At 62.2% G+C, this 23,815-nt stretch carries 21 protein-coding genes; 12 read left to right on the forward strand and 9 right to left on the reverse strand.

Annotation, left to right across the window (positions count from 1 at the left end):
• Genes VGE08_RS00315 through VGE08_RS00330 form a run of 4 tightly spaced genes read right to left on the reverse strand, consistent with a single transcriptional unit; the run spans window position 1 to window position 5,106 of the window.
• Window positions 1-699 carry an SDR family NAD(P)-dependent oxidoreductase gene (locus tag VGE08_RS00315; RefSeq protein ID WP_331065844.1) on the reverse strand — a complete coding sequence of 233 codons (699 nt, stop codon included), beginning with the start codon at window positions 697-699 and terminating at the stop codon, window positions 1-3.
• Entirely contained in the window at window positions 696-2,459 is a 1,764-nt protein-coding gene (locus VGE08_RS00320) for an acetyl-CoA carboxylase biotin carboxylase subunit (RefSeq protein ID WP_331065845.1), read from the reverse strand. Before VGE08_RS00320 ends, VGE08_RS00315 begins: the two co-directional genes overlap by 4 nt.
• Window positions 2,456-3,571 carry an NADH:flavin oxidoreductase gene (locus tag VGE08_RS00325; RefSeq protein WP_331065846.1) on the reverse strand — a complete coding sequence of 372 codons (1,116 nt, stop codon included), beginning with the start codon at window positions 3,569-3,571 and terminating at the stop codon, window positions 2,456-2,458. Before VGE08_RS00325 ends, VGE08_RS00320 begins: the two co-directional genes overlap by 4 nt.
• Entirely contained in the window at window positions 3,571-5,106 is a 1,536-nt protein-coding gene (locus VGE08_RS00330) for an acyl-CoA carboxylase subunit beta (RefSeq protein WP_331065847.1), read from the reverse strand. Before VGE08_RS00330 ends, VGE08_RS00325 begins: the two co-directional genes overlap by 1 nt.
• Window positions 5,107-5,396: 290 nt before the next feature.
• On the opposite strand from VGE08_RS00330, the gene VGE08_RS00335 reads away from it, so the two are divergent.
• From VGE08_RS00335 to VGE08_RS00390, 12 genes are all read left to right on the forward strand, one after another.
• Complete coding sequence (locus tag VGE08_RS00335; protein WP_331065848.1) at window positions 5,397-6,188, forward strand: nuclear transport factor 2 family protein; 792 nt, start codon at window positions 5,397-5,399, stop codon at window positions 6,186-6,188.
• Between the two features lie 52 nt (window positions 6,189-6,240).
• Window positions 6,241-8,967: a LuxR C-terminal-related transcriptional regulator gene (locus VGE08_RS00340; protein ID WP_331065849.1), complete on the forward strand. Its 2,727-nt coding sequence runs from the start codon at window positions 6,241-6,243 to the stop codon at window positions 8,965-8,967.
• Between the two features lie 258 nt (window positions 8,968-9,225).
• The gene (locus VGE08_RS00345) at window positions 9,226-10,389 is read left to right on the forward strand and encodes an acyl-CoA dehydrogenase family protein (protein WP_349258587.1); all 1,164 of its coding nucleotides are present in this window, start codon (window positions 9,226-9,228) and stop codon (window positions 10,387-10,389) included.
• 1 nt (window position 10,390) lies between these two features.
• Complete coding sequence (locus VGE08_RS00350; RefSeq protein WP_331065851.1) at window positions 10,391-10,831, forward strand: hypothetical protein; 441 nt, start codon at window positions 10,391-10,393, stop codon at window positions 10,829-10,831.
• Window positions 10,828-11,232 carry a MaoC family dehydratase gene (locus tag VGE08_RS00355; protein WP_331065852.1) on the forward strand — a complete coding sequence of 135 codons (405 nt, stop codon included), beginning with the start codon at window positions 10,828-10,830 and terminating at the stop codon, window positions 11,230-11,232. The genes VGE08_RS00350 and VGE08_RS00355 overlap by 4 nt, the downstream gene beginning before the upstream one ends.
• A complete protein-coding gene (locus tag VGE08_RS00360) occupies window positions 11,229-12,233 on the forward strand; it encodes a zinc-binding dehydrogenase (protein WP_331065853.1) in 1,005 nt (334 codons plus the stop codon). The genes VGE08_RS00355 and VGE08_RS00360 overlap by 4 nt, the downstream gene beginning before the upstream one ends.
• Entirely contained in the window at window positions 12,230-13,006 is a 777-nt protein-coding gene (locus tag VGE08_RS00365; RefSeq protein WP_331065854.1) for an SDR family oxidoreductase, read from the forward strand. Before VGE08_RS00360 ends, VGE08_RS00365 begins: the two co-directional genes overlap by 4 nt.
• 71 nt (window positions 13,007-13,077) lie before the next feature.
• On the forward strand, window positions 13,078-14,241 hold the full coding sequence (locus tag VGE08_RS00370) for a CaiB/BaiF CoA-transferase family protein (protein ID WP_331065855.1): 1,164 nt from the start codon (window positions 13,078-13,080) through the stop codon (window positions 14,239-14,241).
• Window positions 14,242-14,532: 291 nt separating this feature from the next.
• Window positions 14,533-16,137, forward strand: coding sequence for a phosphoethanolamine--lipid A transferase (locus VGE08_RS00375; RefSeq protein ID WP_331065856.1), 1,605 nt, complete (start codon window positions 14,533-14,535; stop codon window positions 16,135-16,137).
• 104 nt (window positions 16,138-16,241) lie between these two features.
• The gene (locus tag VGE08_RS00380) at window positions 16,242-17,909 is read left to right on the forward strand and encodes a BamA/TamA family outer membrane protein (RefSeq protein ID WP_331065857.1); all 1,668 of its coding nucleotides are present in this window, start codon (window positions 16,242-16,244) and stop codon (window positions 17,907-17,909) included.
• A gap of 3 nt (window positions 17,910-17,912) precedes the next feature.
• Window positions 17,913-18,827, forward strand: coding sequence for a phosphatase PAP2 family protein (locus tag VGE08_RS00385; protein WP_331065858.1), 915 nt, complete (start codon window positions 17,913-17,915; stop codon window positions 18,825-18,827).
• Window positions 18,824-19,357, forward strand: coding sequence for a cytochrome b (locus VGE08_RS00390; protein ID WP_331065859.1), 534 nt, complete (start codon window positions 18,824-18,826; stop codon window positions 19,355-19,357). The genes VGE08_RS00385 and VGE08_RS00390 overlap by 4 nt, the downstream gene beginning before the upstream one ends.
• A 66-nt stretch (window positions 19,358-19,423) precedes the next feature.
• Here the strand turns inward: VGE08_RS00390 and VGE08_RS00395 are convergent, their stop codons facing one another.
• Genes VGE08_RS00395 through VGE08_RS00415 form a run of 5 tightly spaced genes read right to left on the reverse strand, consistent with a single transcriptional unit; the run spans window position 19,424 to window position 23,711 of the window.
• Window positions 19,424-20,065 (reverse strand): hypothetical protein, encoded by a 642-nt coding sequence (locus VGE08_RS00395; protein ID WP_331065860.1) that lies wholly within the window; start codon window positions 20,063-20,065, stop codon window positions 19,424-19,426.
• Window positions 20,062-20,922, reverse strand: a complete 861-nt coding sequence (locus VGE08_RS00400) for an SDR family oxidoreductase (RefSeq protein WP_331065861.1) — start codon at window positions 20,920-20,922, stop codon at window positions 20,062-20,064. The genes VGE08_RS00395 and VGE08_RS00400 overlap by 4 nt, the downstream gene beginning before the upstream one ends.
• On the reverse strand, window positions 20,919-21,611 hold the full coding sequence (locus VGE08_RS00405) for an iron-containing redox enzyme family protein (protein ID WP_331065862.1): 693 nt from the start codon (window positions 21,609-21,611) through the stop codon (window positions 20,919-20,921). Before VGE08_RS00405 ends, VGE08_RS00400 begins: the two co-directional genes overlap by 4 nt.
• Window positions 21,586-23,079, reverse strand: a complete 1,494-nt coding sequence (locus tag VGE08_RS00410; protein WP_331065863.1) for an AMP-binding protein — start codon at window positions 23,077-23,079, stop codon at window positions 21,586-21,588. The genes VGE08_RS00405 and VGE08_RS00410 overlap by 26 nt, the downstream gene beginning before the upstream one ends.
• A complete protein-coding gene (locus tag VGE08_RS00415) occupies window positions 23,076-23,711 on the reverse strand; it encodes a thermostable hemolysin (RefSeq protein ID WP_331065864.1) in 636 nt (211 codons plus the stop codon). The genes VGE08_RS00410 and VGE08_RS00415 overlap by 4 nt, the downstream gene beginning before the upstream one ends.
• Window positions 23,712-23,815: the final 104 nt, after the last annotated feature.

Consider the following 23,815-nt stretch of genomic DNA (forward strand, 5'->3'; position numbering starts at 1 on the left):
TCACAACCCGCCATTCACATCGACTGTACTGCCAGTGACGTAACTGGCTTCATCACTGGAGAGAAACGCCACGACGTTCGCAATCTCGCGCGGGTGAGCGGCCCGTCTAAGCGGCGTGTTCTGCAGATACTTCTCCTTCACCGCCGCAGGCAGGACTTTGCCCATGCCGGCGTCGATCAACGCCGGCGCAACGGCATTGATTCGAATATTGTGTTCGGCGAGCAGTCGCCCGAGCGTTGCGGTCATGTTGATGACCGCCGCCTTGGATGCACCGTAGTCGATCTGCGAGCTGCCGGAGCGGCCGGCAATTGAAGCGATGTTGACGATGTTGCCGCCGCCGGTGTCCTTCATCTGCTTCGCAACCTGCTGGCACAGATACATCACCGCGGTCACGTTCACCGCCATGGTGCGCTGGATCTGTTCGGGCGACAGCTCCCAGAGCGACACCGGATTGTAGTACGCCGCATTGTTCACCAGCAGCCGCAGCGGACCGAGCTCGCGGCGAATCTGTTCGAGCGTCGTACTCACTGCTGCAAGATCGCTGAGGTCGCAGGAATAGTGCCGCCACGAACCGGCGACGGGCGGTGCACGCAAGTCCAGGCCGGCAATGTCGTAGCCCTCGCTTGCCAGCCGCATCGCGATGGCGGCGCCCAACTCGCCGCTGGTTCCCGTGACCAGGGCAATTCGTTGCGAGCTCATGACTCCCCCGTAGCAAGTCGCACCAACAAACTGCCTCGGCTCGTCACATCGCCCACGGCGACGAGCACAGCTTCGACTGTGCCTGCGCGCGGCGCGACGACCGGCAGTTCCATCTTCATCGCTTCCAGAATGACGAGCACTGCGCCCTTGGCCACCGCCTCGCCCGCTTCGACGCAGACAGCGACGACGGCGCCTGCAAGTGGCGCCACCGGCTCCGATGCCGGCTTGTTCTGATCCGTGGATCGAGGATTGCCGCTCGCTGCCCGAAGCACACGCTGCTCGCGTCGCGGGCCAAAGACAGCAACCTCGATCGGTCCCTGAGTGGTAGATAGACGAACTCGGCGCTCGGTTCCAGTCGCAACGGGCGCGGCGCTGTTCGATGCCTGCCGGGCCGTTTCGAGCGGCGGGCGCGTCGCCTCTTCCGGACGCCAGCTACGCTCCGCCGAACCTGTGTCGTGCGTCACCGCGATGAACTCAGACTGGCCGAGCACTTCTCGCAAGTAAGGCGCAGTGGTCATCACCCCGCTCACCGTCAATGCCCCCAGCGCGGCGCGCAGGCGAATCCGGGCTGTCTCTCGATCCGGTCCCCACGACTGCACCTTACCAAACATCGAGTCGTAGTGACTGACCACGGTATCGCCCGCTTCGACGCCGAAATCCAGTCGCAACCACGGGCCTTGCGGCAACGACAATGCGTCTATGCGCCCCGGCCGCGGCTGAAATTCCTCCCACGGATCTTCGGCCGCGATGCGCGCCTGGATGGCATGCCCGTGAATCTGCACATCCTGCTGGGAAAAGCGGAGCGGCTCGCCGCGAGCGATTCGTATCTGCTCGGCGACGATGTCCACTCCGGTAACCAGCTCGGTCACGCCGTGCTCCACCTGCAGGCGCGTGTTCATCTCCAGGAAATAAAATCGCTCGGCAGCTACATCGACCAGGAATTCGACCGTGCCGGCGCTGCGGTAGCCGACATCCTTGGCCAGCCGGACCGCAGCCGTAACAATGGCCGAACGCAGCGATGCGGACAATGCGGGCGCTGGTGCCTCTTCGATCAGTTTCTGATGCCGGCGTTGAACCGAGCAATCCCGATCGCCCAGGTGCAAGACGTGACCGTGCGAATCCGCGAGCACTTGCACTTCGACGTGGCGAGCGGATGCGATGTACCGCTCGAGGTAGACCTCGCTCCTGCCGAATGCGGCATTGGCCTCTCGTCCCGCTGCTTGCAGAGCGGCTGCAAGCTCATCGGGGGCTCGCACGATGCGCAGGCCTCGCCCGCCACCGCCGAAGCATGCCTTCACGACCAATGGATATCCGACGTGCTCGGCAATCTCCATTGCGCTGGACGCGTCTTTGATTACGCCCGAGGACGCGGGCAGTAGTGGCACGCCGCTACGGCGAGCAGCATCCCGCGCTGCGACCTTGTCGCCCATCTGCGCAATGGTTCCCGGCTCGGGTCCCACGAAGCGCAAGCCAGCTTCGAGCACGGCTAGCGCGAAATCGGCGTTCTCACTGAGCAGCCCATAGCCCGGATGCACAGCGTCTGCGCCGCTCTCACGTGCGACGGCCACGATCCTGTCGATATCGAGATACGACTGTCGTGCGGGCGCCGGCCCGAGCCGATGCGCTTCATCCGCGAGGCGCGTGTGTAATGCGCCCGCATCGGCGTCGCTATAAACGGCGATGGCTCGGACGCCTAGCTCGCGACAGGCGCGAATGATACGAACGGCCACTTCGCCGCGATTGGCAATCAGCAACCTCAAAACAACTTCTCCAACGCTTGCGGCGAGTACGGCCGCAGCTCATCAAACCGCTGCGCGCGCACCTTGCGTGCCCATTCGTAATCGGCAAGCAATGCGCGACCGACCTCGACCAGATCGAACTCGCCTGCCTCGAGCCGCTCGATCAGTGGATCGATGTTTGCGACCTCGGCATGCTGGCCCAATGCCTGCTCGCCCCGCGTGACCAGTTCCTTGGACAAGCCGACGCTGCCGACCGTCATGGACGGTTTGCCCGTGAGTCGTTTGGCCCAGCCGGCGAGATTCAGCGTCGAGCCGGCAAACTCCGGTTCCCAGTAACGTCGTTGCGAGCAATCGAAAGCATCGACACCGGCATCGGCCAGCAGCTTCAACAACTCGCCCAGCTCTTCCGGCGTGCGCGCCAGCTTCGCGGTGTAGTCCTGCTCCTTCCACTGCGAGATGCGGAAGATCAGCGGGAAATCGTGGCCCACCTCGCGGCGCATCGCCTGCAATGTCTCCACTGCGAAACGCGTGCGTCCGACTACGTCGCCACCGTACTCGTCGTCCCGCCGATTGATAGGCGCCCAGAAGAACTGATCGAACAAGTACCCATGCGCGCCGTGAATCGCGACGCCGTCGAAGCCCAGCTCGCGAGCCGCGAGCGCGGCGCGGGCGAATGCCTGGATCGCACTACGAATCTCTTCCTGACTGGCCGGTGACGCGACCGGGCGTTTTTCCGGTAGAAACAATCCCGACGGACTCAGGCTCGGCAGATGTTTGTTCGGGTAATCCTGCGATGGATGCCTGCAGATGCCGACGTGCCAGAGCTGCGGCATGATCTTGCCGCCGACCTCGTGCACCTGCTCCACCACCGCACGCCATGCAGGCAATGCAGCGCCGTGAAACTGAGGAACTCGCACGGAGTAGGATGCGACCGGATGGTCTACCGTCGTGCCTTCCGTGATGATGAGGCCGCAATCGTTGGCGGCACGCCGACGGTAATATGCCGCGACGTCCGGGCCCGGCACGCCGTTCGGCGAATGCCAGCGAGTCATCGGCGCCATGACGATGCGATTTGGCAGTTGCAGTCCGTTCAACGTGAACGGTTGAAACAACGCGTCGACCGGCCGGCTCATCACCAGCGCCCCGTCACTCGCACCGGCCGATCTCCCCACGCGATGTCGATGGCTTGCGAGATCACATCGCGGGTCTGTGCCGGCTCGATCACGTCATCGAGCGCCAGATGCGCGGCTGCTTCCCAAGGCTCGGACTCCGTCGTCCACTCTTGCGTCAACTGTGCCGCCAGCTCAGCAGCGGCGGCTTCGCCTTGCTCGCGCGCCACTTGCTCCAAACGCCGTCGATACACGGTTTGCACGCCAGCCTCGGGCGCCATGAAGCCCATCTCGGCAGTAGGCCAGGCGAATTGGAAGCTCGGATGTGTCGGCCGTCCGCCCATGGCGAAATGTCCGCCGCCGTAGGCCTTGCGAATCACGACGCCGATCTTCGGCACTTTGGCATCGGCGATGCGCGACACCAGCTTCTCATACGCATGCAGGATGCCGTTGCGCTCTGCTTCGGTACCGATCAACAACCCGGGCACGTCGTGCAGAAACAGCAGCGGCACGTTGAACGTGTCGCACAGATGCACGAAGTCATGTTCCTTGCGTAGCGCATGCGGATCGAGCGCGCCCGCGCCGATCAGCGGCTGGTTCGCAACGATGCCCACGGGATAACCGTCGATGCGCGCCAGCGAGCAGATCAGGCTGGGTCCCCACTCCGCGCCCCACGGCAGGATGCTGGCCTCATCGGCGATCGCTTCGATCACTTGATTCATGTCGTATGCGGTTTTCGATCCGGTCGGCACGATCGTCGCGAGTTCTGCAGGCGAGCGCGCCGGCGCCCGGGCCGGCGCCACCGGCGCAGGCAACGAGGCATTCGCCGGCAGAAAAGAAAGAAAGGCCGCGATTGCATCCATCGCCTCGCGTTCGTCATCGACCGCGAGCAATGCATTGCCGACCGACAGCGCCGCGGCCGGGCCACCGAGTTGCTCATCGGTGACTTCTTGAGCAATCGCGGCCGACACCACCGACGGCCCGGACAGCGCCACCGAGCCGCTCTTCACCATCACGACGAAGTGCGAAGTGGACGCATGTAACGCGGAGTCGCCGTACGAGGGACCAAGAATCGCCGCAGCGCGCGGCACCGGGGCCTGACCCTCGGGCGATTTCACAAACGTCTTGAAATCCAGCGGCAGATGACTGAAGCGCCAACCCATGACGTCCGGGATGCGGCCGCCATCGGCATCACACAGCAGCACCACTGGAAAGCCGAAACGCTGGGCCATCTCGATCAGCCGGCCCTGCTTGCGCATGCTGGTCGGCGCCGTGGTGCCGGCGAGCACACTCGAATCGATGCCGAGCACACCGACGCGACGACCATCGAGGCGAGCAAATCCGGTGACCACCGCATCGCCCGGAACAAACCTTTCGGTGCGTCGTTCGGGCAGACCGAGGGCGCCGATCTCGAACCAGGTGCCCTCGTCCACCAGCATTTCGATCCGCTCGCGCACCGGCAGCCGACCCGACGCCCGATGTCGGCGCAGTCCCTCTTCGCCCCCCATCTCGCGCGCGCGCCGCTGCCGGGCGCGCAAGTCGGCGATTTTCGCTGCCATGCCGCCCGAATCCGGGCGATTTCCGCTGATATCTGGCCTGTTCATGGAGACGGACGCTAACCGCAGGCCCGCAACAGGAGGGCCTATCGTTCGATAGGTGTCCCTGCCGAGGCGCAATCGCAGGCTGCGCCTCAGCCTGGCGGGCCCTGCTCCGCCGGCGCCGACGGGGATGTCGATGAGTTGCCCGATCACAATGCGATCGCTCCGGACGCCGAGCCGCCACGCTTCGCGAATTTATTCATGCGCTCGTTCCGACCTTTGCACGTGCGCTTCGACAGCTGAGATTCTTCATGAACAAGTTCGTGGCGCTGATGCGCCGCTATGTCTACGACTACACCAATCGTCACGACTTCACCGTTTGCGACGAGATCATGGTCCCCGGCTACACGCTGCACATGGGCACCTACGATCTGACCGGACGCGACAGTCATTACAAGCCGGCCACCCGCAAACAATTCGAACAGTTCCCGGGTCTGAGCCTGACCGTCAACGAGATCGTGACCAACGGTACGCGCCTGAGCCTGCGTTTCTCCGAGCACGGCGCCTCGCGACGTCACAACGGTGCATTGGCGGCATGGGGCGGCATCGGGCTGTACAAGTGGGACGGCGAACGACTGACCGAAAACTACGTCGAACAGGACTACTACTCGCGGCGCGAACAGCTTGCGAGCGGTCACCCGAAACCCATCGAGGCGCCTGCGCTGGCGCCCTGGGACACTTCACCGCAACCGGAGAACCGCGCTGCGGAACACATCGTTCGCGAGGTGCTGACGCGTGGCGATCTCACGGCAGTGTCGGGTATCGTGTTCGACGACGCGTGGACCGGCGCGCCGCTGCAGAAGATTCTGCAACCTGACGGCGCTGTCATCGACGATTTTTTCTCCGCCGGCGAACAGGTTGCGTTTCGAATCACTCAATCCGGCCGGCTGCTGGCGGATTTCGCCCAAGGCGCGAACGTTGGCCGAGCCGCGTTCTTGCATATGACCGGCATCGTCACGGTGCGCGACGGACGCATCGTGGGCGGTCGAGTGATTCGAGATCGTCTCGGCTTGTATCGCAGGCTTCAAGCCAACTCGCTGTGAGGTATGATGCTGCAGAGACGATGATCGACAACGGTATCCGGGGGGAGCCGCTGTGGGAATTATTCGAACGCGGCTGACGCCGCCGACCGAGCCCGCTACTCTGATCGAGCGGCCGCGCCTGTTGAAACGGCTCGATGAAGCCGAACACGCAGGCCTCACCGTCGTGCTCGCGCCCGCGGGTTACGGCAAGACCACCCTGTTGTCACAGTGGTATCGCACGCTGACTTCGTCGGGCCGTGCGTGCGGCTGGTTCACCGCCGATCCATCCGACGGCGACACGGTCGGCATGCTTACCTACATTGCGGCCGCCTTGTCCGATGCGGGCGTGTCGCTCGAGCCGCGTCTGGAGCGCATCCTGCGCACCGACGTCTTCCCCTCCAGCGAATTCCTGACGCGCGTGATCATCCAAGCGCTGGAACGTAACGGCGGCACCGTCTATCTATTCATCGATGACGCTCACGTGCTGGCGTCCGAGCCCATCCACGCGCTGGGTCGATTGATCGAACAAGCGCCGCCCACGACATGTTTCATCACCGCTTCGCGCTCACTGCCCGATCTGCACCTGGCGCGCGCACGGGCACGAGGTCACCTGCACGAAGTCCAGGCGGAAGATCTGAAATTCACTTTCGATGAAACCCGCCACTTCATCGAACGAGCCGAGCACCCGGCGCTCGACGAGCAAGATCTCTCGACGCTGCAACAGCGCACCGAGGGCTGGATTGCCGGCCTGAAGCTTGCGACGCTCGCGTTACGACGCGGCACTGCGCCGAAGGAAATGCTCGCGACCTTCGGCGGCAGCAATCGCTCCGTGTCGGATTTCTTCGCCGAGGAAGTATTCTCCTCGCAACCTCAGCAAGTGCGCGAATTCCTGCTCAAGACGTCCATTCTCGATCGTTTCTGCCCGGCGCTGTGCGAGGCCGTAACCGGCCAGTCCGACGCTCGGCGTCAGTTATACGAAATCGAGGAACGCGGTTTGTTCCTCTTGCAACTGGACCAGGAACGGCATTGGCATCGATATCATCATCTGTTCGCGACGTTCCTGCAGCGGCGTCTGCATGAATACGACGCGCTTGCCCACCGCGAGCTGCACCTGCGCGCGAGCGACTGGTTCTGGGAGACGGGCTCACCGGTCGACGCCATCGAACATGCGCTCAAAGCCGAAGCGCCTGCGCGCGCCGCCGAGCTTCTGGAGCGACGCTGCCAGGAGCTCACCTACGTCGGCAAAGTTCGCCTGGTCGCAAAGTTCGCGGAGCAGATTCCACGGGACATCCTGCATCGCTATCCCGGCGTGCTTCTCACACTTGCCTGGCGACAAACCCGCGCCCTGCACTTCGAAGAAGCCGACAACTTGATCGGTATCGCCGGAAGGCGCCTGGATGAGATGACCGGCGCCAACGAACTGCCGCCGACGGAGCTGCGGCGCCTGCGATATCTGCATTTGCATCGTGAAATGGTGCTGACCGCGGCGCGCGATCGAATGGCCGAAGTGGAGCGTCGTTGCCAGCACCTGCTCGAGGAGTATCCGGAAGAACAGCATCCCTATCTGAAGGGAACGATCTACGGTCACCTGCTCGCCGCCCGGCGCGATCAGTACAAGCTCTCGGACTACGAGAAGCTGTTCGCGACTGCCCAAGGCATCTTGAAACGTTCGGTCTATAGCTCCGCCGCCGTCGGTTTGCAGGCAGGCATGGGACCGTTTCTGCTTCTGGCCGGCAAGACCGCCGCGGCGAGGGCGCTGCTGGAACAGGGCCGGGAGGAAGGCGTTCGCTATAGTGGCCGTCATTCTTCCGCGACCGCAGTGTGCTCATTGCCGCTGGCCCATCTCGTTTTCGAGAACAACGAGGTCGACCTGGCCGCCGAGCTCATCGACGAGGCCATGCCGTCAGCGGTTGACTACGGCTTCGTCGATCAACTCGTTTCTGCATTCGTCACGCGCACTCGAATCCTCCACGCACGGCGTGACATCCCGGCCGCGCTTCAGAACCTCGACGAGGGCATGAGCATCGCGGTCGAGCGCGATCTGGAACGATTGAAGCTTGCGCTGCTGGCCGAGCGCGTGCGTTTGCTGATCGAAGCGGGTCAGCCCGACGAAGCCACGCGTCACGCGGCCCTGCATGGCATCTCGATCACCGACCGTGCGCCGGCACCGGGCGATGCCTTTACCACCCGCGACGAATATCGAGCGCGCATCTGGGTTCGCCTGGCATGCGCCACGGATCATCTGTTCGAAGCAGCGACCGTTGCACGCCAGTGGCGCAGCTTCTGCGCTGCTCGTGGCGCGACGCTATCGTTGGTTCGTTGGGACATTCTCCTCGCTTGCATCCACTACATCAGTGGCAACAAGCTTGCGGCACAACGTTCTCTGCGCGAAGCCCTTACCCACGGCGCTACTGTAAGATGCCTGCGCAGTTTCATCGATGAAGGCGCGATCATGCGCACCCTGCTGGAGAGCGTCGAGCCTTCACAGTCCACACATCCAACCGATGCGTTTGCCGATGAGCTGCTGACCGCTTTCGATGGCGGCGATCATCGCACCCCACGCGCAACAGCGGATGACGCCACGACCGACGAAGGCCTGTACGGTCGATTCAGTCAACGCGAGCGAGAGATTCTGAGCCTCGTTGCCTCGGGTCTGCGTAACAAGGAAGTGGCGGAACGTCTCGGCATGACCGAAGGCACCATCAAGTGGTATCTACAGCAGGTCTACGACAAGATCGGCACACGGCGCCGGCAACGCGCCGTGGAGCGGGCGCGCCAATTCGGCTTGATCGCGTCCTAGGCGCTCACCGGGCGACCGCGTAGACGCAGCGCCCGCTCGCCAGCAATTTGCCTGCCGCGCTGTGGACGCGAACATCCACGGCCGCAATCCTCGATCCCGCCCACGCTCGTTGATGGCTTCCAGACTCATGATCGGTTCGCTCATGGCCGGACACTGAACGGCAATCCATCGCTGTAGCGCTATCTTTCGATAGGTGATGGCCATGCCCCGCCGCTCGACACTGCCGCCATCGCAACAACCCAGTCGGGAACCAGCGTGTTGAACTTCGAACTATCGGAAGAACATTCGAGCTTTCGCGACATGATCCGCAAATGGGTGGACCGGGAAGTACCCAAGAGCTGGGCACGCAAGCTCGAACAGGACGAGCACAACTATCCGTTCGAGCTGTGGGACAAATTCACCGAGGCCGGCTTTCACGGCGTCGGCATCGACGAGCGCTACGGCGGCCAGGGCGGCGACCTCTACATGCAAATGATCCTGGCTCGCGAGCTGGCTCGCTCGCTGGGCGGATTGGCCTGGATCTGGGGCATCACTTCTTTCGCCGGCGGCAAATCCATCGGCGTATACGGCACGCCGGCGCAGAAGGAAAAATTCCTGCCGCAAATCACCGCAGGAAAATTACGAGCGGCCATCGCCTTCACCGAGCCCGGCGGGGGAACCGACGTGCTCGGCGCTCTGCGCACCGAAGGTGTGCGTGGCGACGGCGGCTGGATTCTGAACGGCGAAAAGATCTGGAGCTCATCGGCGCATGTTGCAGACTATCTGCTGCTGCTCGCGCGCACCGACCGAAATGTGAGCAAACGTCATCACGGAGTGAGCTTGTTCTGGGTGCCGGCCAAGTCGCCCGGCGTGAAGATCACTGCGCTGCCGAAGCTCGGCATGCGCTCGATGGGATCGTGCACGGTGCACCTGGAGAATGTGTTCGTACCGGACGATCTCGTGCTGGGCGAGCCCGGCAACGCCTGGTACATGCTTCTGCCGACGCTCAACAACGAGCGCATCATGGTCGCCGCGTTCTGTCTCGGCGTGATCGACGGTGTGCTCGAGGACGCGCTCGACTACGTCAAGCAGCGTAAGGCGTTCGGCAAGTTCATTGGCGAATTCCAGGCCCTGCAACACTACATCGCCGACATTGCCACCTGGCGGCAGCAGGTCGAATTGATGCTGCTTCATTGCGCCTGGCTGCAAAGTAACGGCCGCAACGCTCACATGGAGTCGAGCATGCTCAAGGTCACTGCATCAGAGTATGCCAACCGCGCCGCGGATCTCGGCATTCAGATTCTCGGCGGCATGGGCTATTCGGCCGAGACCGACATGCAGCGTTACTGGCGCGACTCGCGGCTCTGGCGCATCGGTCCCATCACCAACGAGATGGCGCGGAATGTGATCGCCGAAAGCCTCGGCCTGCCACGTTCGTTCTGATATGAGTAACGACCTACCGCCTGCAGTGGCGGGCACGCGCCTGCCCGGTGGCGAATATCGAATCACGGCCGAAGAGAATCGCGCCCTCTGCGAGGCGTTGCATACGAACCCGCATGGCGACGGACGCGCCCACGAGATCTATTCATACATCGCCACTCAGTCCGGCATGGGCCTGAGCGTCGACGGGTTGCTGGCTCTCTGTGAATTCGACGCGGCGGACGGCCCGATGCTCGGCAGCAGCAACGCTCGCTATCTTTCGGCCCTGCGTACCGACGAGACTTATCGGGTCAGCGGCGAGATCCTCGGCCTGACTCGCAAGCAAAGCAAGAAGCTCGGCACGATGGACGTGCTCGAATATCGACTCACCTTGAGCCGCGCCTCTGGAGAACCCGTGCTGGAAGTCACCAATACCTGGATCTTGCCACGGCGGACCCTCTCATGATGACAGTGGGCGACACCTTGCCTGTCTGGCGCATCGAGTCAGTCAACCCGCAGAACATGCGGCGGCTGGCCGAAACACTGCGCGATCCCAATCCGATTCATCTCGATCCATCCGCGGTGGCAAAGCTCGGTCTGGGCGATCGCGTGATCAACCAAGGCCCCGCCAACCTCGCGTACATCATCAACATGCTCCATGCGGCGTTTCCAGGTGCACAGCTGCTGCAGTTGGATGCGCGCTTCCTGGCAAATGTTTTCGGTGGGGACTCTGTAGAAGCCAGCGGACGCATTACCGCGATTGCTGACGGTGGCAAACGAATTACCTGCGACACGTGGCTGAACGTCGACGGCCGCGGCCCCGCGGTCAGCGCTCAGGCACAGTTGCTCATGGGAGCGCGCGCATGAAAGCATTGATGCTCACAAAGACGGATGGGCCCGGCTCGGTCGAGCTACAAGACATCGATCAGCCCGCGCCTGGTCCCGGTGAAGTTCGCGTCGCTCTGCGCGCGGCATCCTTGAACTATCGCGAGCTATGGATCAGTCGCGGCCAGTATCCCGGCATGAAGTTGCCTTCGGGGCTCGGCGCTGACGGCGCTGGCATCGTCGAAGCTGTCGGCGCCGGCGTGGACCGGACGCACATCGGCCGCGAAGTCGTGCTCTACCCTGGCCGCGGCTGGGGCGACAATCCCAAGTATCCCAGCAGGAACTTCGCGCTCTACGGCATGCCCCTACCCGGGACGCTCGCACAATATATATGTGTGCCGGTCGAGAACGCCTTCGATAAGCCCGCGTCGTTGAGCTTCGAAGAGGCAGCATGCCTGCCGACAGCGGGGCTCACCGCCTGGCGCGCATTGCGCGTAAAGGCCAATCTGGCTGCGGGCGAGACTGTTCTCATCACCGGCATTGGCGGTGGTGTAGCCGTTGCAGCGTGCGTATTCGCGATCGCCATGGACGGTAAGGTGTTCGTAACGAGCGGCGCCGAGCAGAAGATTCGTAGAGCCGAACAGCTGGGTGCGGCCGGCGGCGTTGTTTACAAACAAGACAAGTGGGGCAAGGAGCTCGGGAAACTCGCGGGCGGTATCGATGTCGTCATCGACGGTGCCCCGGCCAGCTCGCTGTCGCAATACATCCGCTGTTTGAACATGGGCGCTCGGGTCGTGATTTATGGATCCACCGGCGGCGTCGATACTCAGTTCTCAGCCCCCGATCTGTTCCTGCGACACGCCAGCCTGCTGGGTACGGCCATGGGCACGCTGGCGGATTTCCAGGAGATGCTCGCCTTCGTTGCGCAGCATCGATTGCAGCCCGTCATCGATCAGCGCTTCACACTCGAGCGTGCACGAGACGCTCTGCTGGCGCTCGAAAATTCTCATGATATGGGGAAGATTGTCGTCAGCATGTCATGAGTCATCTATTCGACATCAGCGCAAAGACCGTGCTCATCACCGGGGGCGTGCATGGCCTCGGTCGCATGATCGCCGAGGGCATGTTACGAGCCGGCGCGAGAGTCTATGTCACATCGCGTAAAGCCGACGCAGCGGCGACGGCCGAAGCCGAGTTGCGGCAACTTGGCGATTGTCGCGCCATTGCCGCCGATCTGGTCAGCCCGGAAGCGACGGTCGCGCTCGCGGAGGAGATCAAATCGCGTGAACCGCGCTTGCACGCTGTCATCAACAACGCCGGCAAGACGTGGGGCGCCCCGCTCGAGCGCTTTCCCGACAAGGCGTGGACTCCGGTCTTCGCGGTGAACGTGCAAGGCCCGTTCACGCTGGTGCGTGAGCTACTGCCGCTGCTCCAAGCCGCGGGTTCCGAGGAAGATCCGTCTCGCGTCATCAACATCGGATCGCTCGCCGGTAGCGTGGTCGAGCGCATCGATGCATTTTCCTACTCGGCGAGCAAGGCAGCGATTCACCATCTTTCCCGTGTGCTGGCAGCTGAGCTGGCAGAACGTCACATCACCGTGAATGTCGTGGTACCGGGATATTTCCCGACACAGATGACGGCGCACATTCGCAGCGACGCAGACCAGACGCAAGAACTACTTGGACGCATTCCCCTCGCCCGCCTCGGCCACGCCGACGACATCGCAGGCCTGTGTATTTTCCTATGCTCGCGCGCCGGCCGATACATCACAGGCGCGGAGCTGTTCGTCGACGGCGGCATGAGCGGCTGTCGCTGAGAAGATCGGATGGTCAAGGGCGCGCTGCATGAGTATGCACGACACATCCGGGCTACCTCCCCTCTGACCCTATGAACCATCCAACAAACCGCGGCGGTCCGTTGAGCGGCGTCCGTATCATAGAAGTCGCCGGGCTGGGTCCCGGTCCCTTTTGCGGCATGATGCTTGCGGACATGGGTGCCGACGTGCTGACAATCGAACGCAGCACCGCCAACGATACACGCCATGAGCCACTGACCCGCAATCGCACGCGACTGGCGCTCGATCTAAAAAGCGATTTCGGCCGCGAGACGCTGCTGCAATTGGTGGAACGCGCCGAGGTCTTGTTCGAAGGCTATCGTCCTGGCGTCGCGGAACGATTGGGCTTCGGACCCGATGTTTGTTTGCAGCGCAATCCGCAACTCGTCTACGGCCGCATGACCGGTTGGGGACAAACCGGGCCGCTGGCGAACGCCGCCGGCCATGACATCAATTACATCGCTCTCACCGGCGCCCTGCATGGCATCGGACGCGCCGGGGAGAAGCCGGTTCCTCCATTGAACCTGGTCGGCGACTTTGGTGGTGGCGGCATGATGTTGGCATTCGGCATCGTCTGCGCGCTGCTGGAAGCACGCCGTTCCGGACAGGGGCAGGTTGTCGATGCCGCGATGGTCGACGGCGCCATCGCGCTCATGGCCATGAGCATCGGCTTCAAAGCGGGCGGCATGCATCCAGACGGCGTAGGCGCCAGCCTGCTCTCCGGCGCCGCCCACTACTACGATACCTACGTAACCAGCGACGGAAAGTACATCAGCATCGGCTCGCTCGAACCGCAGTTCTTTGCTTTGCTCATGGAGAAGCTGGAACTGGCGGAGAGCGACATCGCGCACACTGGCATGACCAGCGCTCGAGGCTTGGATGAAAATGTCTGGAGAACGATGAAGCCGCGGCTGGCGGAGATCTTCCGCAAACGTACCCGCGACGAATGGTGTGCTTTGCTGGAGGGCACGGATGTTTGCTTCGCGCCCGTGCTGTCGTTGACTGAAGCGCCATTTCATCCTCACAACCAAGCCCGTCACGCATTCGTCGACGTCTGCGGTCAAATGCAGAATGCGCCTGCACCGCGTTTCAGCGGCACACCCGCATCACATCCACGGCCTGCCGAGCAGGGATCACAAGCCGTGATCGCCTTGGCCGGACGCTGGAACCTGCCGCCAGCAGCTGTCGAGAAGCTCGTCGCCGCAAGCCAGCGCTAGGCAAGGCAACCGCGAGGTTGATTCTGCGAAGGGGAAGCCAGAGCAACTTGATTGCGACCCCGTGCTCAAGTCGACAGATCTGAGCCGCGAACTAGCTACTGGCCCGATCCGCCGTTAGACGCAACCACTCAGGAAAATCAACCGCGCTCATTCTGAAATATTTTCCGATTGATGCGCGCCGTATTCGTCGTCCAACGGACGATGTTTTCGCAGCAGCTCCCGTCCACTTCGCTTTCCCTATACGCGCGTTTGCGCGAGGCATGGGCTACTGGGCTTTCGTGTTCTTCCGACGTGGCCTTCGCGTTCGGCGTTTCATTCCTCTGGTTGCTGCTCTACAACGCGCACTTCTGGCGTTTGACGTTCGACGCCATGTGGCAATTGAATCCTCGCACTCTTTTGTTCACTGTGTCACTGTTCGTGCTCGGGTTGTCCTTGCAGGCACTGCCGTTGCTGGTCTGTCCAACGCGCCGCCTGATGCGCTTCCTCGCGAGCGTGATGTTCGTTGTCGCCGCGCTCGGTGGATACTTTGGCGAGGTCTACGGCGCCATCATGAACCAGGACATGATGCGGAACGTGTTGCAGACAGACGCGACTGAGGCGCTCTCGCTGCTGAACGCGGATGTAGCGATCCATGTCATCCTGCTGGGAATTTTGCCCGCAGCATTGGTATGGAGAATTCGGCTGCCGCGCATTCATTGGCGCAAGCAGCTCGCGCAACGCGGGATCGCCATCATCGCCTGCGTGACAATGGCCGTGATCGGCATGATTGCCAACTCGGCCCAGTACGCCACGTTCCTCCGCGAACACAAGCCGGTTCGCTACACCCTCAATCCGGCGGCACAGATCGTCAGCATGGCGGCGCTGCTAGCTGCAAGTGACGCAGCCCCGAATCAGCCATTGATCGACGCCGCGGGAGCCATAGAACACACTTCTGCCGTTGCCTCAAAGCCGCTCGTCTTGTTTCTGGTTATCGGTGAGACAGCCCGCGCGGCGAACTTCCAACTCGGGGGTTACCAGCGTTCCACCAACCCCGAGCTGGCGCAGATACCGAGTCTCGTCTATTTCTCGAACGTGTCAGCTTGCGCCACGTCCACTGCCCTATCCGTACCGTGCTTGTTCTCGCACTTCGGCCGATCTGATTTCAAAGTATCCGAAGCGAAACGCTACGCCAATCTGCTCGACTCGCTGGTAAAAGCCGGCTTCGAGGTGCAATGGCGCGACAACAACTCCGGATGCAAAGGAGTCTGCGCCCGCGTGGCGACTATCGACTACACCCATACCCAAGCCTCATCTCTGTGTTCCGCCTCCAACTGTTACGACGAAATCCTGCTGACAGACCTACCCGATACGTTGCGCAAGATCCGTCATGACACCGCGATTGTATTTCACCAGAAGGGTAGCCACGGCCCATCGTATTTCGAGCGCTATCCCCCATCGCAGGAACGGTTCCTGCCCGCGTGCCGATCCAACCAGTTACAGCATTGCAGCCAGCAAGAGATCGCGAACGCCTACGACAACTCGATAGCGTATACGGATCACGTGCTGGCACGGCAGATCAGTCTGTTGCAGGCGGCCGATGCGCACATCGACAGTCTACTACTGTATGTCTCGGACCACGGCGAATCCCTAGGCGAGAACGGGCTTTACCTGCACGGTATGCCGTACCCGTTCGCGCCGGCAGTGCAAAAGCAAGTCCCCATGCTGCTATGGGCTTCCGATGGCTATTTGAACCGCACTCGGCTACGGCCAGAGTGCCTGCGGGATGCCGCTCGCCAACCGGTGAGCCACGACTTCTTCTATCACACCGTGCTCGGCGCTGCCGAGATACTCAACCAGGTCTACGACCCCAAGCTGGACCTGATTACCGGCTGCCGCCAAGGCAGTGGCAGCGAGTGACTGGCGGTCATGCGATTGATTTGGCCACTGTGTCGCGTCAAACATCCTGAGCAGCGCTGAAGCCGCGAGCACTCGCAGCTTTGATGCGACGCGTTGGGGGATCGATGAACTGTTTCGCCCGGATTGCTCTCGCCGCTGCCACGGCGGCGACGCTGATCGGCGCGCCCCTGGCGCGAAGCGAAGACACGAAGCTCGCATTTTTGATCGCAAAGCCGGTCGCCCCCGCCTCCCTGCCGACCGATGTGGAACTCGAGAAACGTGGCGCACGCATCGGTCGTATAGACATTCAGGTCGATGATGTATTCGAGAGCACGCTGTCGCTGTCGACCCCTTATCGGGTCGTCAATGGGCTGCACATCTCTACACATGACGCCACGGTTCGGCAGCAACTGCTGTTTCGTACTGGTGAGCCGTTTCACCGACGCGTCCTCGAGGAAACCGAGCGCTTGTTGCGGGGGCAGCGATACTTCAACGACGCCACCGTGACGGTGGTGCGATACAACGAGGACAACACCGTCGACGTTCACGTCCGAGTCCACGATGTGTGGACACTCAGTCCCGGCATCTCGTTTGGCCGCAAAGGCGGCGAGAACAGCTCCAGAGTGAAATTCGAGGACACGAACTTTCTTGGGTTGGGCAAGCAGATTTCGCTGGCCCGCTCGAACGACGTGGATCGCACGGCATGGCGCCTCGCCTACACAGACCCGCACCTGCTCGGCAGTTGGTGGAACCTCACGACGGCATACTCCTCGATGAGCGATGGCTCCGAGCAGGCCCTTGAGCTGACGCGGCCGTTCTATGCACTCGATGCCCGATGGAGCGCCAATCTTGGCCTGTCGGATGAAGACAGCGCCGTGTCGCGCTACTCGCTAGGCAAGCGCATCGAACGCTTCGACATGCATGAGAAGCAGGTCAGTGTGGGCGGCGGCATCTCCCCGGGACTTCGTGACGGCTGGACCATTCGCTACCTGGGTGGCTTCCGCTACGACGCGCGCACGTTCACCAGGCACGAGAATGAGCCTGAGGTCGACATTCCCGAAGCGCGCACGCTCTCCTACCCCTGGGTCGGCATCGAGATTCTGGAGGACAACTACCTGAGCACGCGCAATCTCGATCAGATCGGCCGGACAGAAGATGTTTATCTGGGGCGCAGCGCTCGGATGCAGGTTGGATTCGCGAGCACGGCCTTCGGCTCCACGCGTGACGCGCTGGTCATCGAGGGGGCGCTACAGGATGGTCTGGAGCTTGGCCATGAGCGCTACTTGATCAACTCGCTGGGGTGGCGGGGCCGTATAGAAGGCAGTGAGCTGAACGACGGCGTTCTCGATGTGAACAGTCGCTTTTACCTGCGGCAGTCCGAGCGCAGAGTATTCTTTGCCTCGCTCACCGCTTCCCTCACATCGAATCTGGATCCCGAACGACAACTGACGCTGGGCGGAGATACGGGATTGCGCGGCTATCCACTGCGCTATCAGGCGGGAAAGGCGAACGCGCTGCTGACGCTGGAAGAGCGCTTCTACAGCTCGTGGCAACCCCTCAAGCTTTTCAATGTGGGCGCCGCCCTGTTCGTCGACGCGGGCCGTTCCTGGGGACAGGACGAGCATGCCACCGCCCCAGCCGGTTGGCTCGAGGACGTGGGCGTCGGGCTTCGCCTGGGCAGCGCACGTTCGGGGCTTGGTAATGTACTGCACATCGATCTGGCGATGCCCTTGAACCGCACCAGCGACATCGATTCACTCCAATTCTTGATTGAAACCCGGAAATCATTCTGACGCATGCCCGCTCGTATCTTTTTCTGGCGTCAGCTCCGCGCGCCATTGTTGCTCTTTGCGTCAATTGCCCCGCTGCTCGCCGCCAGTTCGCTGGATCTCTCTATCGCACACGCATTGTTCTACGACGAAGGTAGCCTGCAGTGGATAGGCACCGGCAGTTGGTGGACGAATGAGCTCGTGCACCGAGGCGGCAGTTGGCTCATACGTGCGATCGGTGCGTTCGCCATCCTGATCTGGGTCGCCAGCTGGCTGCGACCGCCGTTGCAGCGGCTGCGTCGTCCTGCACTGTTCTTCATCATGTCTTTGACACTATCGATCGGCTTGGTCGCGTTTCTGAAGGCCGTGACCAACGTGGACTGTCCGCGCGACCTCACGGAGTTTGGTGGTGCATTTCCGTTTATCCACCTCTTCGAGCATCGCCCAGCCTTCCTTCGACAGGCGCACTGCTTCCCTGCCGCACACGCCAGCTCCGGTTACGCATCGCTGGCCTTGTACTTTCTATTACGCGAGCGCAGCCGCCGCGCCGCGCGGATGGGCCTGGCCATCGGGCTTGGAATGGGTCTGGTGTTTGGTTTCGCACAGCAAGCTCGCGGCGCACACTTCGTCTCCCACGACATATGGAGCGCGATGCTCGTCTGGATGGTCTCGCTCTCGCTGTACACGTTCGGATTCAAGCAGCGGCTGTGGGCAATCCCACCGAGAACGCATGGCCTCCGGGGCAGTACGCAACCGGGTTCCTGTTTCTCGGATGTGCTGCAATCACCACGAAGCGTACGTTCGGGTCATCGGCTGGACGTTCACAGACCGAGCAAGGCCGTCGAGCAACGCACGCATGGCGCTTCGAACGGGCACGCTTGCGGGATCGAGAGCGTAGGAGGCCATGAACTTCCTGCTGCGCCTCAGAGGCAAATCGTATGAACCTGCTCAACACACGGTCCGCGTACGGTGTCGTCAGTCGGACATTCCACTGGGTTATCGTGCTGGCCATTCTGGCTCAATGGTTGCTCGCGGAAGCGAACGAGGACTCCAGCCCGCTTCCTGGATCGAGTTTGGACGCTCTTACGTTGCATCAATCCATCGGATTGACTGTCCTGCTGCTTGCGGTCATGCGCCTGCTGTGGAGATTCGTCAATGCCACACCTGCCTGGCCTGACGATATGGGAACGTACGAGATCGCGCTGGCGCGCGCAGTGCACTTCAGCTTCTACGTGCTGCTCTTTGCAATTCCCATCACCGGCTGGGCGCTGTCCTCCGTCGAGGATGAGCCGCTGCGGTTCTTCAACTGGTTCGAGGTGCCGAGATTCGTGCTGGCGGGAGAAGACACCTTGGAGGAAGTCCACGAAACGCTGTTCAACATTCTCGTGGCGCTCGCCGTGCTGCATGTGATCGGCGCGGCGAAGCATTGGCTCACAGCGAGACTACGACGCCGAAATGCAGCTGCGGCCTGAGCGATCAGGAGATCGCTAACTGATAACCCGCCCACGTGGAGAAGCAATCGCGCCCGGTGCACCCCCTCAGCGCGCCTTGGCCATCAGTTCCATGACCTCACGACGCCGTCCCTCGTCTGCCAGTTCACGACCCGGGCGCGGCGGCGCGTCAGCCGCGCGCTGCAGGTAGCGCAAGGCGTCGCGACACTCGTTGCGATCACATAGATACTGCGCGTAGAAGTAGTTGGGATCGATGCCGTCCGGATTCAGCGCCAGCGCTTTGGCCAGTAACTCCTGCGCCTTGTTATCGTCACCGAAGCCGAGCGGAAATCCGGGCACCTTCGAGTACAGAGCACCCAGACTGGTATAGGCCGAACCGCCCAGGGCCTTGTCATCGATCTCGAGCGCGGCCTCGAGCACGGCACGGGACTTCTTGGCCAGACCCAACGCGCCAACGCCGCCCTTCGCTCCGGCATAGGTGCTCAGCACGATGCCTTCCCAAATCAGCGGCTCCGCCCGTTGCGGGTTCTCCGTGGAGAACCGATGCGCCTCGGCGGCGAGCGCCTCGAATGCCTGGAGCTTCTCCTTCTTGGTTGTGATTTGATAGTTGGCGATCGCCCACTGCTGCTGGATGTGTTCAAGCTCGGTGTCGAACGGGGATTGGGCGCGGGCCACCATCACACTGCCAATCAAGAGCAGCACCAGGCCGCAAAGTCTCTGGATACTCATCGGATTTCCCTCGCTTTGGCTGTAACGAATGCGTGCGCCGGCTCCGCCGCCGACGCTGATCCCGGCTGGCTGGCAAACTCGCGGATGGTGGTCAGCTTCGGCAGCAGTGCCCTGTCCACCACACGCGGTAGCAATGCATTCAGACGAGCAAAGAACTTCTCCGGCCAGCCGAGGACACATTCGAGTTGTCCCGCCTGTAGCCGCTGGACGATCTGGCGTGCCACATCCGCGGGCTCATCGGCCACGTTGCCAAGCACTTTGTTCAGGTCGTTAACGGCGTCGCAGTTGAACGCGGTCTGCGTGACACGCGGAGCGAAATAGTGAACACGAATGGTGCTGTCCGCCAGTTCCCGCCGGAGCGCCTCTGAGAAGCCGCGGAGGCCGAACTTCGTGGCGCAGTAGACGCTGTTCCCCGCGAAACCAAGGCTGCCGAACACCGAGCCGATATTGACGATATGCGCGTCTTCACTGCGCGCCAGGCACGGAATCAAGCGACGGCACAGGTCGACAGGCGCAATGAGATTGGTCGCGACGGTGGCATCCAGCGACTCGGCGGATTGGGCCGTCAACAGGATGAAGTCGTTCACCGCCGCGTTATTGATGAGAATCTCGATACCACCCAGCCAGCGTGAAGCAAACTCGACAAGCCTGGCCCGATCCGACGCGCTCGCAATATTCGCGGCGAAAACAGCTGCTCGCCGGCGTTCGGCATGGTGCTCGACGACCTGCAACAACGTGGCGCGATCGCGACCGCTCAGCAGTACCTGCGCGCCCTCGTCCAATAGCCTGGCGACCAATGCTCGGCCGATGCCGCCGCTCGCCCCCGTCACCAGTACGCGCTTGCCGTGCAGGTTCATGCCGATCTCCGCTCGAGGGAAGCCGCTGGCTGATGCTCCAACTCGCGGAACATGGTTGCATACAGCCGGAACATCACCTGCGCGCACTGCTCTACGGCGTCTCGATCCTGTTCCTCGTCGAATCGATTCAGGATCGAGAAGAGATCTTGAACGTGCTGCCGATCCAACTGACCGTGACTGCGCAAATACGTCATCGCCCCGTTCGGCAACTGCAACGACGCCTGTATCCGATCAGCCGCATCGGATGCGAGCGCCACGCTAGCGCCTTCGAGCACGAACACCATGCCGAAGAATCCGGCCGGATTGCGACGCGTGGCGGTGTCATAGGCATAGACAACCATTGCGTCAGTAGCAAAAGATGGCGTGCTCCTGGCCGCGGCAGACGCATCCCCGCCGCACGCCTCGATGTCATTGAGAATCCATTGCTCGTGCCCCTCCTCCTCTTCCGTATAGTGAATGATCTCCTTCAGCAACCAGTTGAGTCGGGGCGGCAAACGTGAGCCTACGGCCATCATCAGCGGCACGGTATGACGCACGTGATGGAATGCCTGGGTTAGAAACGCGATGTACTCATCGCGCTGGATCTGCCCGGCCAGCGCCCGGCGAATGATCGGAGCACTGACGAGGTACTCGCGGCCAGCCGCGGTTAGAGACGACAGCCGTTCATGAAACATAGAGGAGGTTTTCATGGTCGTATAGGGAATCGATGAGCTGGTGATGCTTCGCCGCGATCTGCTCGCGTCGCAGCCGGCCGTTGGCGGTCAGCAGACCGTTGGACAGGGACGGTGTTTCAGGAAATGAGACCCAGCGGCGTACGCGGGCATAGTCGGGCAACCGTGAATTCGCACGGGCGACGGCCGCGACGATCGAGATCTCGTCCGCGCCGGCGCTGGCGACCAAGAGAGCCACTGGATGGGGCCTCGCTTCACCGCTCACCATCGCGAGTGCAATCTCGGGCTCCGATGTCAGCTCGCTTTCCACCCACTCCGGCGTGATATTGCGCCCCATGCTGGTGATGAACATGCTCTTCAAGCGGCCGCGCACATGGAGAAAGCCGTTGGAGTCGATCTCACCGAGATCCCCGGTACGCACTTCACCGCGCAGCTCAGGGCTACCCAGGTAACCCGCCATGACTGCGCCAGCGACGCAGATCTCGCCGTTCTCATCCACACGCACCCGTGCATGCGCCAGCGGCCGTCCAACACTATCCGGTTTGTCACATCCGGGAGTGTTGAGACACACCACGGACGCGCACTCGCTCAGCCCGTAACCTTGGAACACCGGCAAGCCAGCGGCACGCGCATGCTCGATCAACTGCCTCGAGACGGCGCCGCCGCCGACCGCGATGAATTTCAGTGACGCGGGCGCGCGCCAACCACTGCGAATCCCATGAACCAGCGCACGCAGCAGCTCGGGCACGACAATGATGCTTTCAGGTAACGTTTCATCCAGCGCCTGGAACAGCCGCTTCGGATTTAGTCCGTCATAGCCGACGCCGGTAGCTTCGGCAGGCAACGCAATGACCTTGGCTCCCAGAGTCAGCGGGACGTAGACGCCCGCGATGTTCTCCAGCAGCGTGGCAAGCGGCAGAATGCAGAGATGGGTTCGTACCTCCAGCCCCGCAATCGCCTCGACCAGCGAGTCCGTGACAGCCTGGATCTCGCGCCACCTCAGGCACACTCCTTTCGGAGCGCCCGTGCTCCCGGACGTATAGGTCACCTTGGCAATATCGTTCGGCAACGCCGGACTGCGTGGCCTGCGATTTCGCAGCAGCAGCGTCAAGCCGGTTTGGTGGGACCGAGCCACGTACAAGAACTGCGGATGATCTCGGCCGAAGCGCTCGGGACGGTCCGTCAGTATCCACTCGATACCGGCGTCGCCGAGCACATGCTCGATCTGTTCCGCTGTGAAAGAAGGAGGAAGAGGAACGTTGACAGCTTCGCAGGCCAGCAGAGCGAGGTCACTGAGGATCCAACGCGCGCCATTGTCAGCTAGCAACGCACAGCGGCGAACACCCAAGGACTGCAACCAGCGTCGCTCCGATGCGACACAGCGCTGCACTTCAGCGTAGCTCAGACGCAGCGAGCCATCGTGGATCGCGGGTAGCGTCCCCTCGATCTCGTACACCGAGTCAAGCACCGTGGCGGACATGCTCATTCCTTGCTGCGGCGATGGCGCAAGACCAAGCCATTAGGGAGATGGCCGACCATGACGCGCGGGTGCGACTCGTAGTAGCGGCCCCAATCGTCGGCGCTGTCCTGGACTCGCACCGCTGTAGCCGGAGCCAGATCGAGCAGTCGTGCGCTATACGTTGCAAGCAACGCTCTTACCGTATCCGTCGCGGTGAAAACGATCCAGCGGTAATCGCGATCGAGCAATATGCGTGGCAACTCGATCACCAGACGCATGGCCGAGCGACAGTTGAGCCCGGCGAGATTGCCGACTTCGACGATCTGCGATCGAGTTGTCCGCTGCCCCAAGGACGATGCAATGGCATGCTCGATGGGTTCATCGAGATAGCGTTCCAGGAACAGCTGCTGTTCGGCTGCACAGCGGAAGCCGGCGGCACTGCAAATGCGCCCGGCATCGTTTCGCATGGCCAACAGCGTCGGCATGAACGAGCACACGCGTGCCCCGTGATTCAACGCGAAAGCCTCGTAGATGAACCGTTCCAGCTCTTCGCGTCGAGGATCGTCTGCGTGATACAGGCAAACCTGCTGGAAGTGGCAACCACGCGCGCCATCCTCGGGCGCTGGCTCCGGTCCGGGTTCCAGTCCTGCTCCGGTCATATTCGAGCTGGCCTCAGTGCTTGAAGTGCACTGTAGGACGCCCCCGGGAGGCGCAATCAGTCGCCGGCCAGATGACAATCAGTTAATAGTCGTTTATCCGTGGA

Source organism: Steroidobacter sp., assembly GCF_036406195.1.
In the GTDB taxonomy this organism is placed as follows: domain Bacteria; phylum Pseudomonadota; class Gammaproteobacteria; order Steroidobacterales; family Steroidobacteraceae; genus Steroidobacter.

Excerpts from the sequence above, each read along its gene's own strand:
- VGE08_RS00315 (WP_331065844.1), bottom strand. The coding sequence starts at position 699 with ATGAGCTCGCAACGAATTGCCCTGGTCACGGGAACCAGCGGCGAGTTG.
- VGE08_RS00325 (WP_331065846.1), bottom strand. The coding sequence starts at position 3,571 with ATGAGCCGGCCGGTCGACGCGTTGTTTCAACCGTTCACGTTGAACGGA.
- VGE08_RS00330 (WP_331065847.1), bottom strand. The coding sequence starts at position 5,106 with ATGGCAGCGAAAATCGCCGACTTGCGCGCCCGGCAGCGGCGCGCGCGC.
- VGE08_RS00335 (WP_331065848.1), top strand. The coding sequence starts at position 5,397 with ATGAACAAGTTCGTGGCGCTGATGCGCCGCTATGTCTACGACTACACC.
- VGE08_RS00350 (WP_331065851.1), top strand. The coding sequence starts at position 10,391 with ATGAGTAACGACCTACCGCCTGCAGTGGCGGGCACGCGCCTGCCCGGT.
- VGE08_RS00355 (WP_331065852.1), top strand. The coding sequence starts at position 10,828 with ATGATGACAGTGGGCGACACCTTGCCTGTCTGGCGCATCGAGTCAGTC.
- VGE08_RS00360 (WP_331065853.1), top strand. The coding sequence starts at position 11,229 with ATGAAAGCATTGATGCTCACAAAGACGGATGGGCCCGGCTCGGTCGAG.
- VGE08_RS00365 (WP_331065854.1), top strand. The coding sequence starts at position 12,230 with ATGAGTCATCTATTCGACATCAGCGCAAAGACCGTGCTCATCACCGGG.
- VGE08_RS00370 (WP_331065855.1), top strand. The coding sequence starts at position 13,078 with ATGAACCATCCAACAAACCGCGGCGGTCCGTTGAGCGGCGTCCGTATC.
- VGE08_RS00380 (WP_331065857.1), top strand. The coding sequence starts at position 16,242 with ATGAACTGTTTCGCCCGGATTGCTCTCGCCGCTGCCACGGCGGCGACG.
- VGE08_RS00385 (WP_331065858.1), top strand. The coding sequence starts at position 17,913 with ATGCCCGCTCGTATCTTTTTCTGGCGTCAGCTCCGCGCGCCATTGTTG.
- VGE08_RS00390 (WP_331065859.1), top strand. The coding sequence starts at position 18,824 with ATGAACCTGCTCAACACACGGTCCGCGTACGGTGTCGTCAGTCGGACA.
- VGE08_RS00395 (WP_331065860.1), bottom strand. The coding sequence starts at position 20,065 with ATGAGTATCCAGAGACTTTGCGGCCTGGTGCTGCTCTTGATTGGCAGT.
- VGE08_RS00400 (WP_331065861.1), bottom strand. The coding sequence starts at position 20,922 with ATGAACCTGCACGGCAAGCGCGTACTGGTGACGGGGGCGAGCGGCGGC.
- VGE08_RS00405 (WP_331065862.1), bottom strand. The coding sequence starts at position 21,611 with ATGAAAACCTCCTCTATGTTTCATGAACGGCTGTCGTCTCTAACCGCG.
- VGE08_RS00410 (WP_331065863.1), bottom strand. The coding sequence starts at position 23,079 with ATGAGCATGTCCGCCACGGTGCTTGACTCGGTGTACGAGATCGAGGGG.
- VGE08_RS00415 (WP_331065864.1), bottom strand. The coding sequence starts at position 23,711 with ATGACCGGAGCAGGACTGGAACCCGGACCGGAGCCAGCGCCCGAGGAT.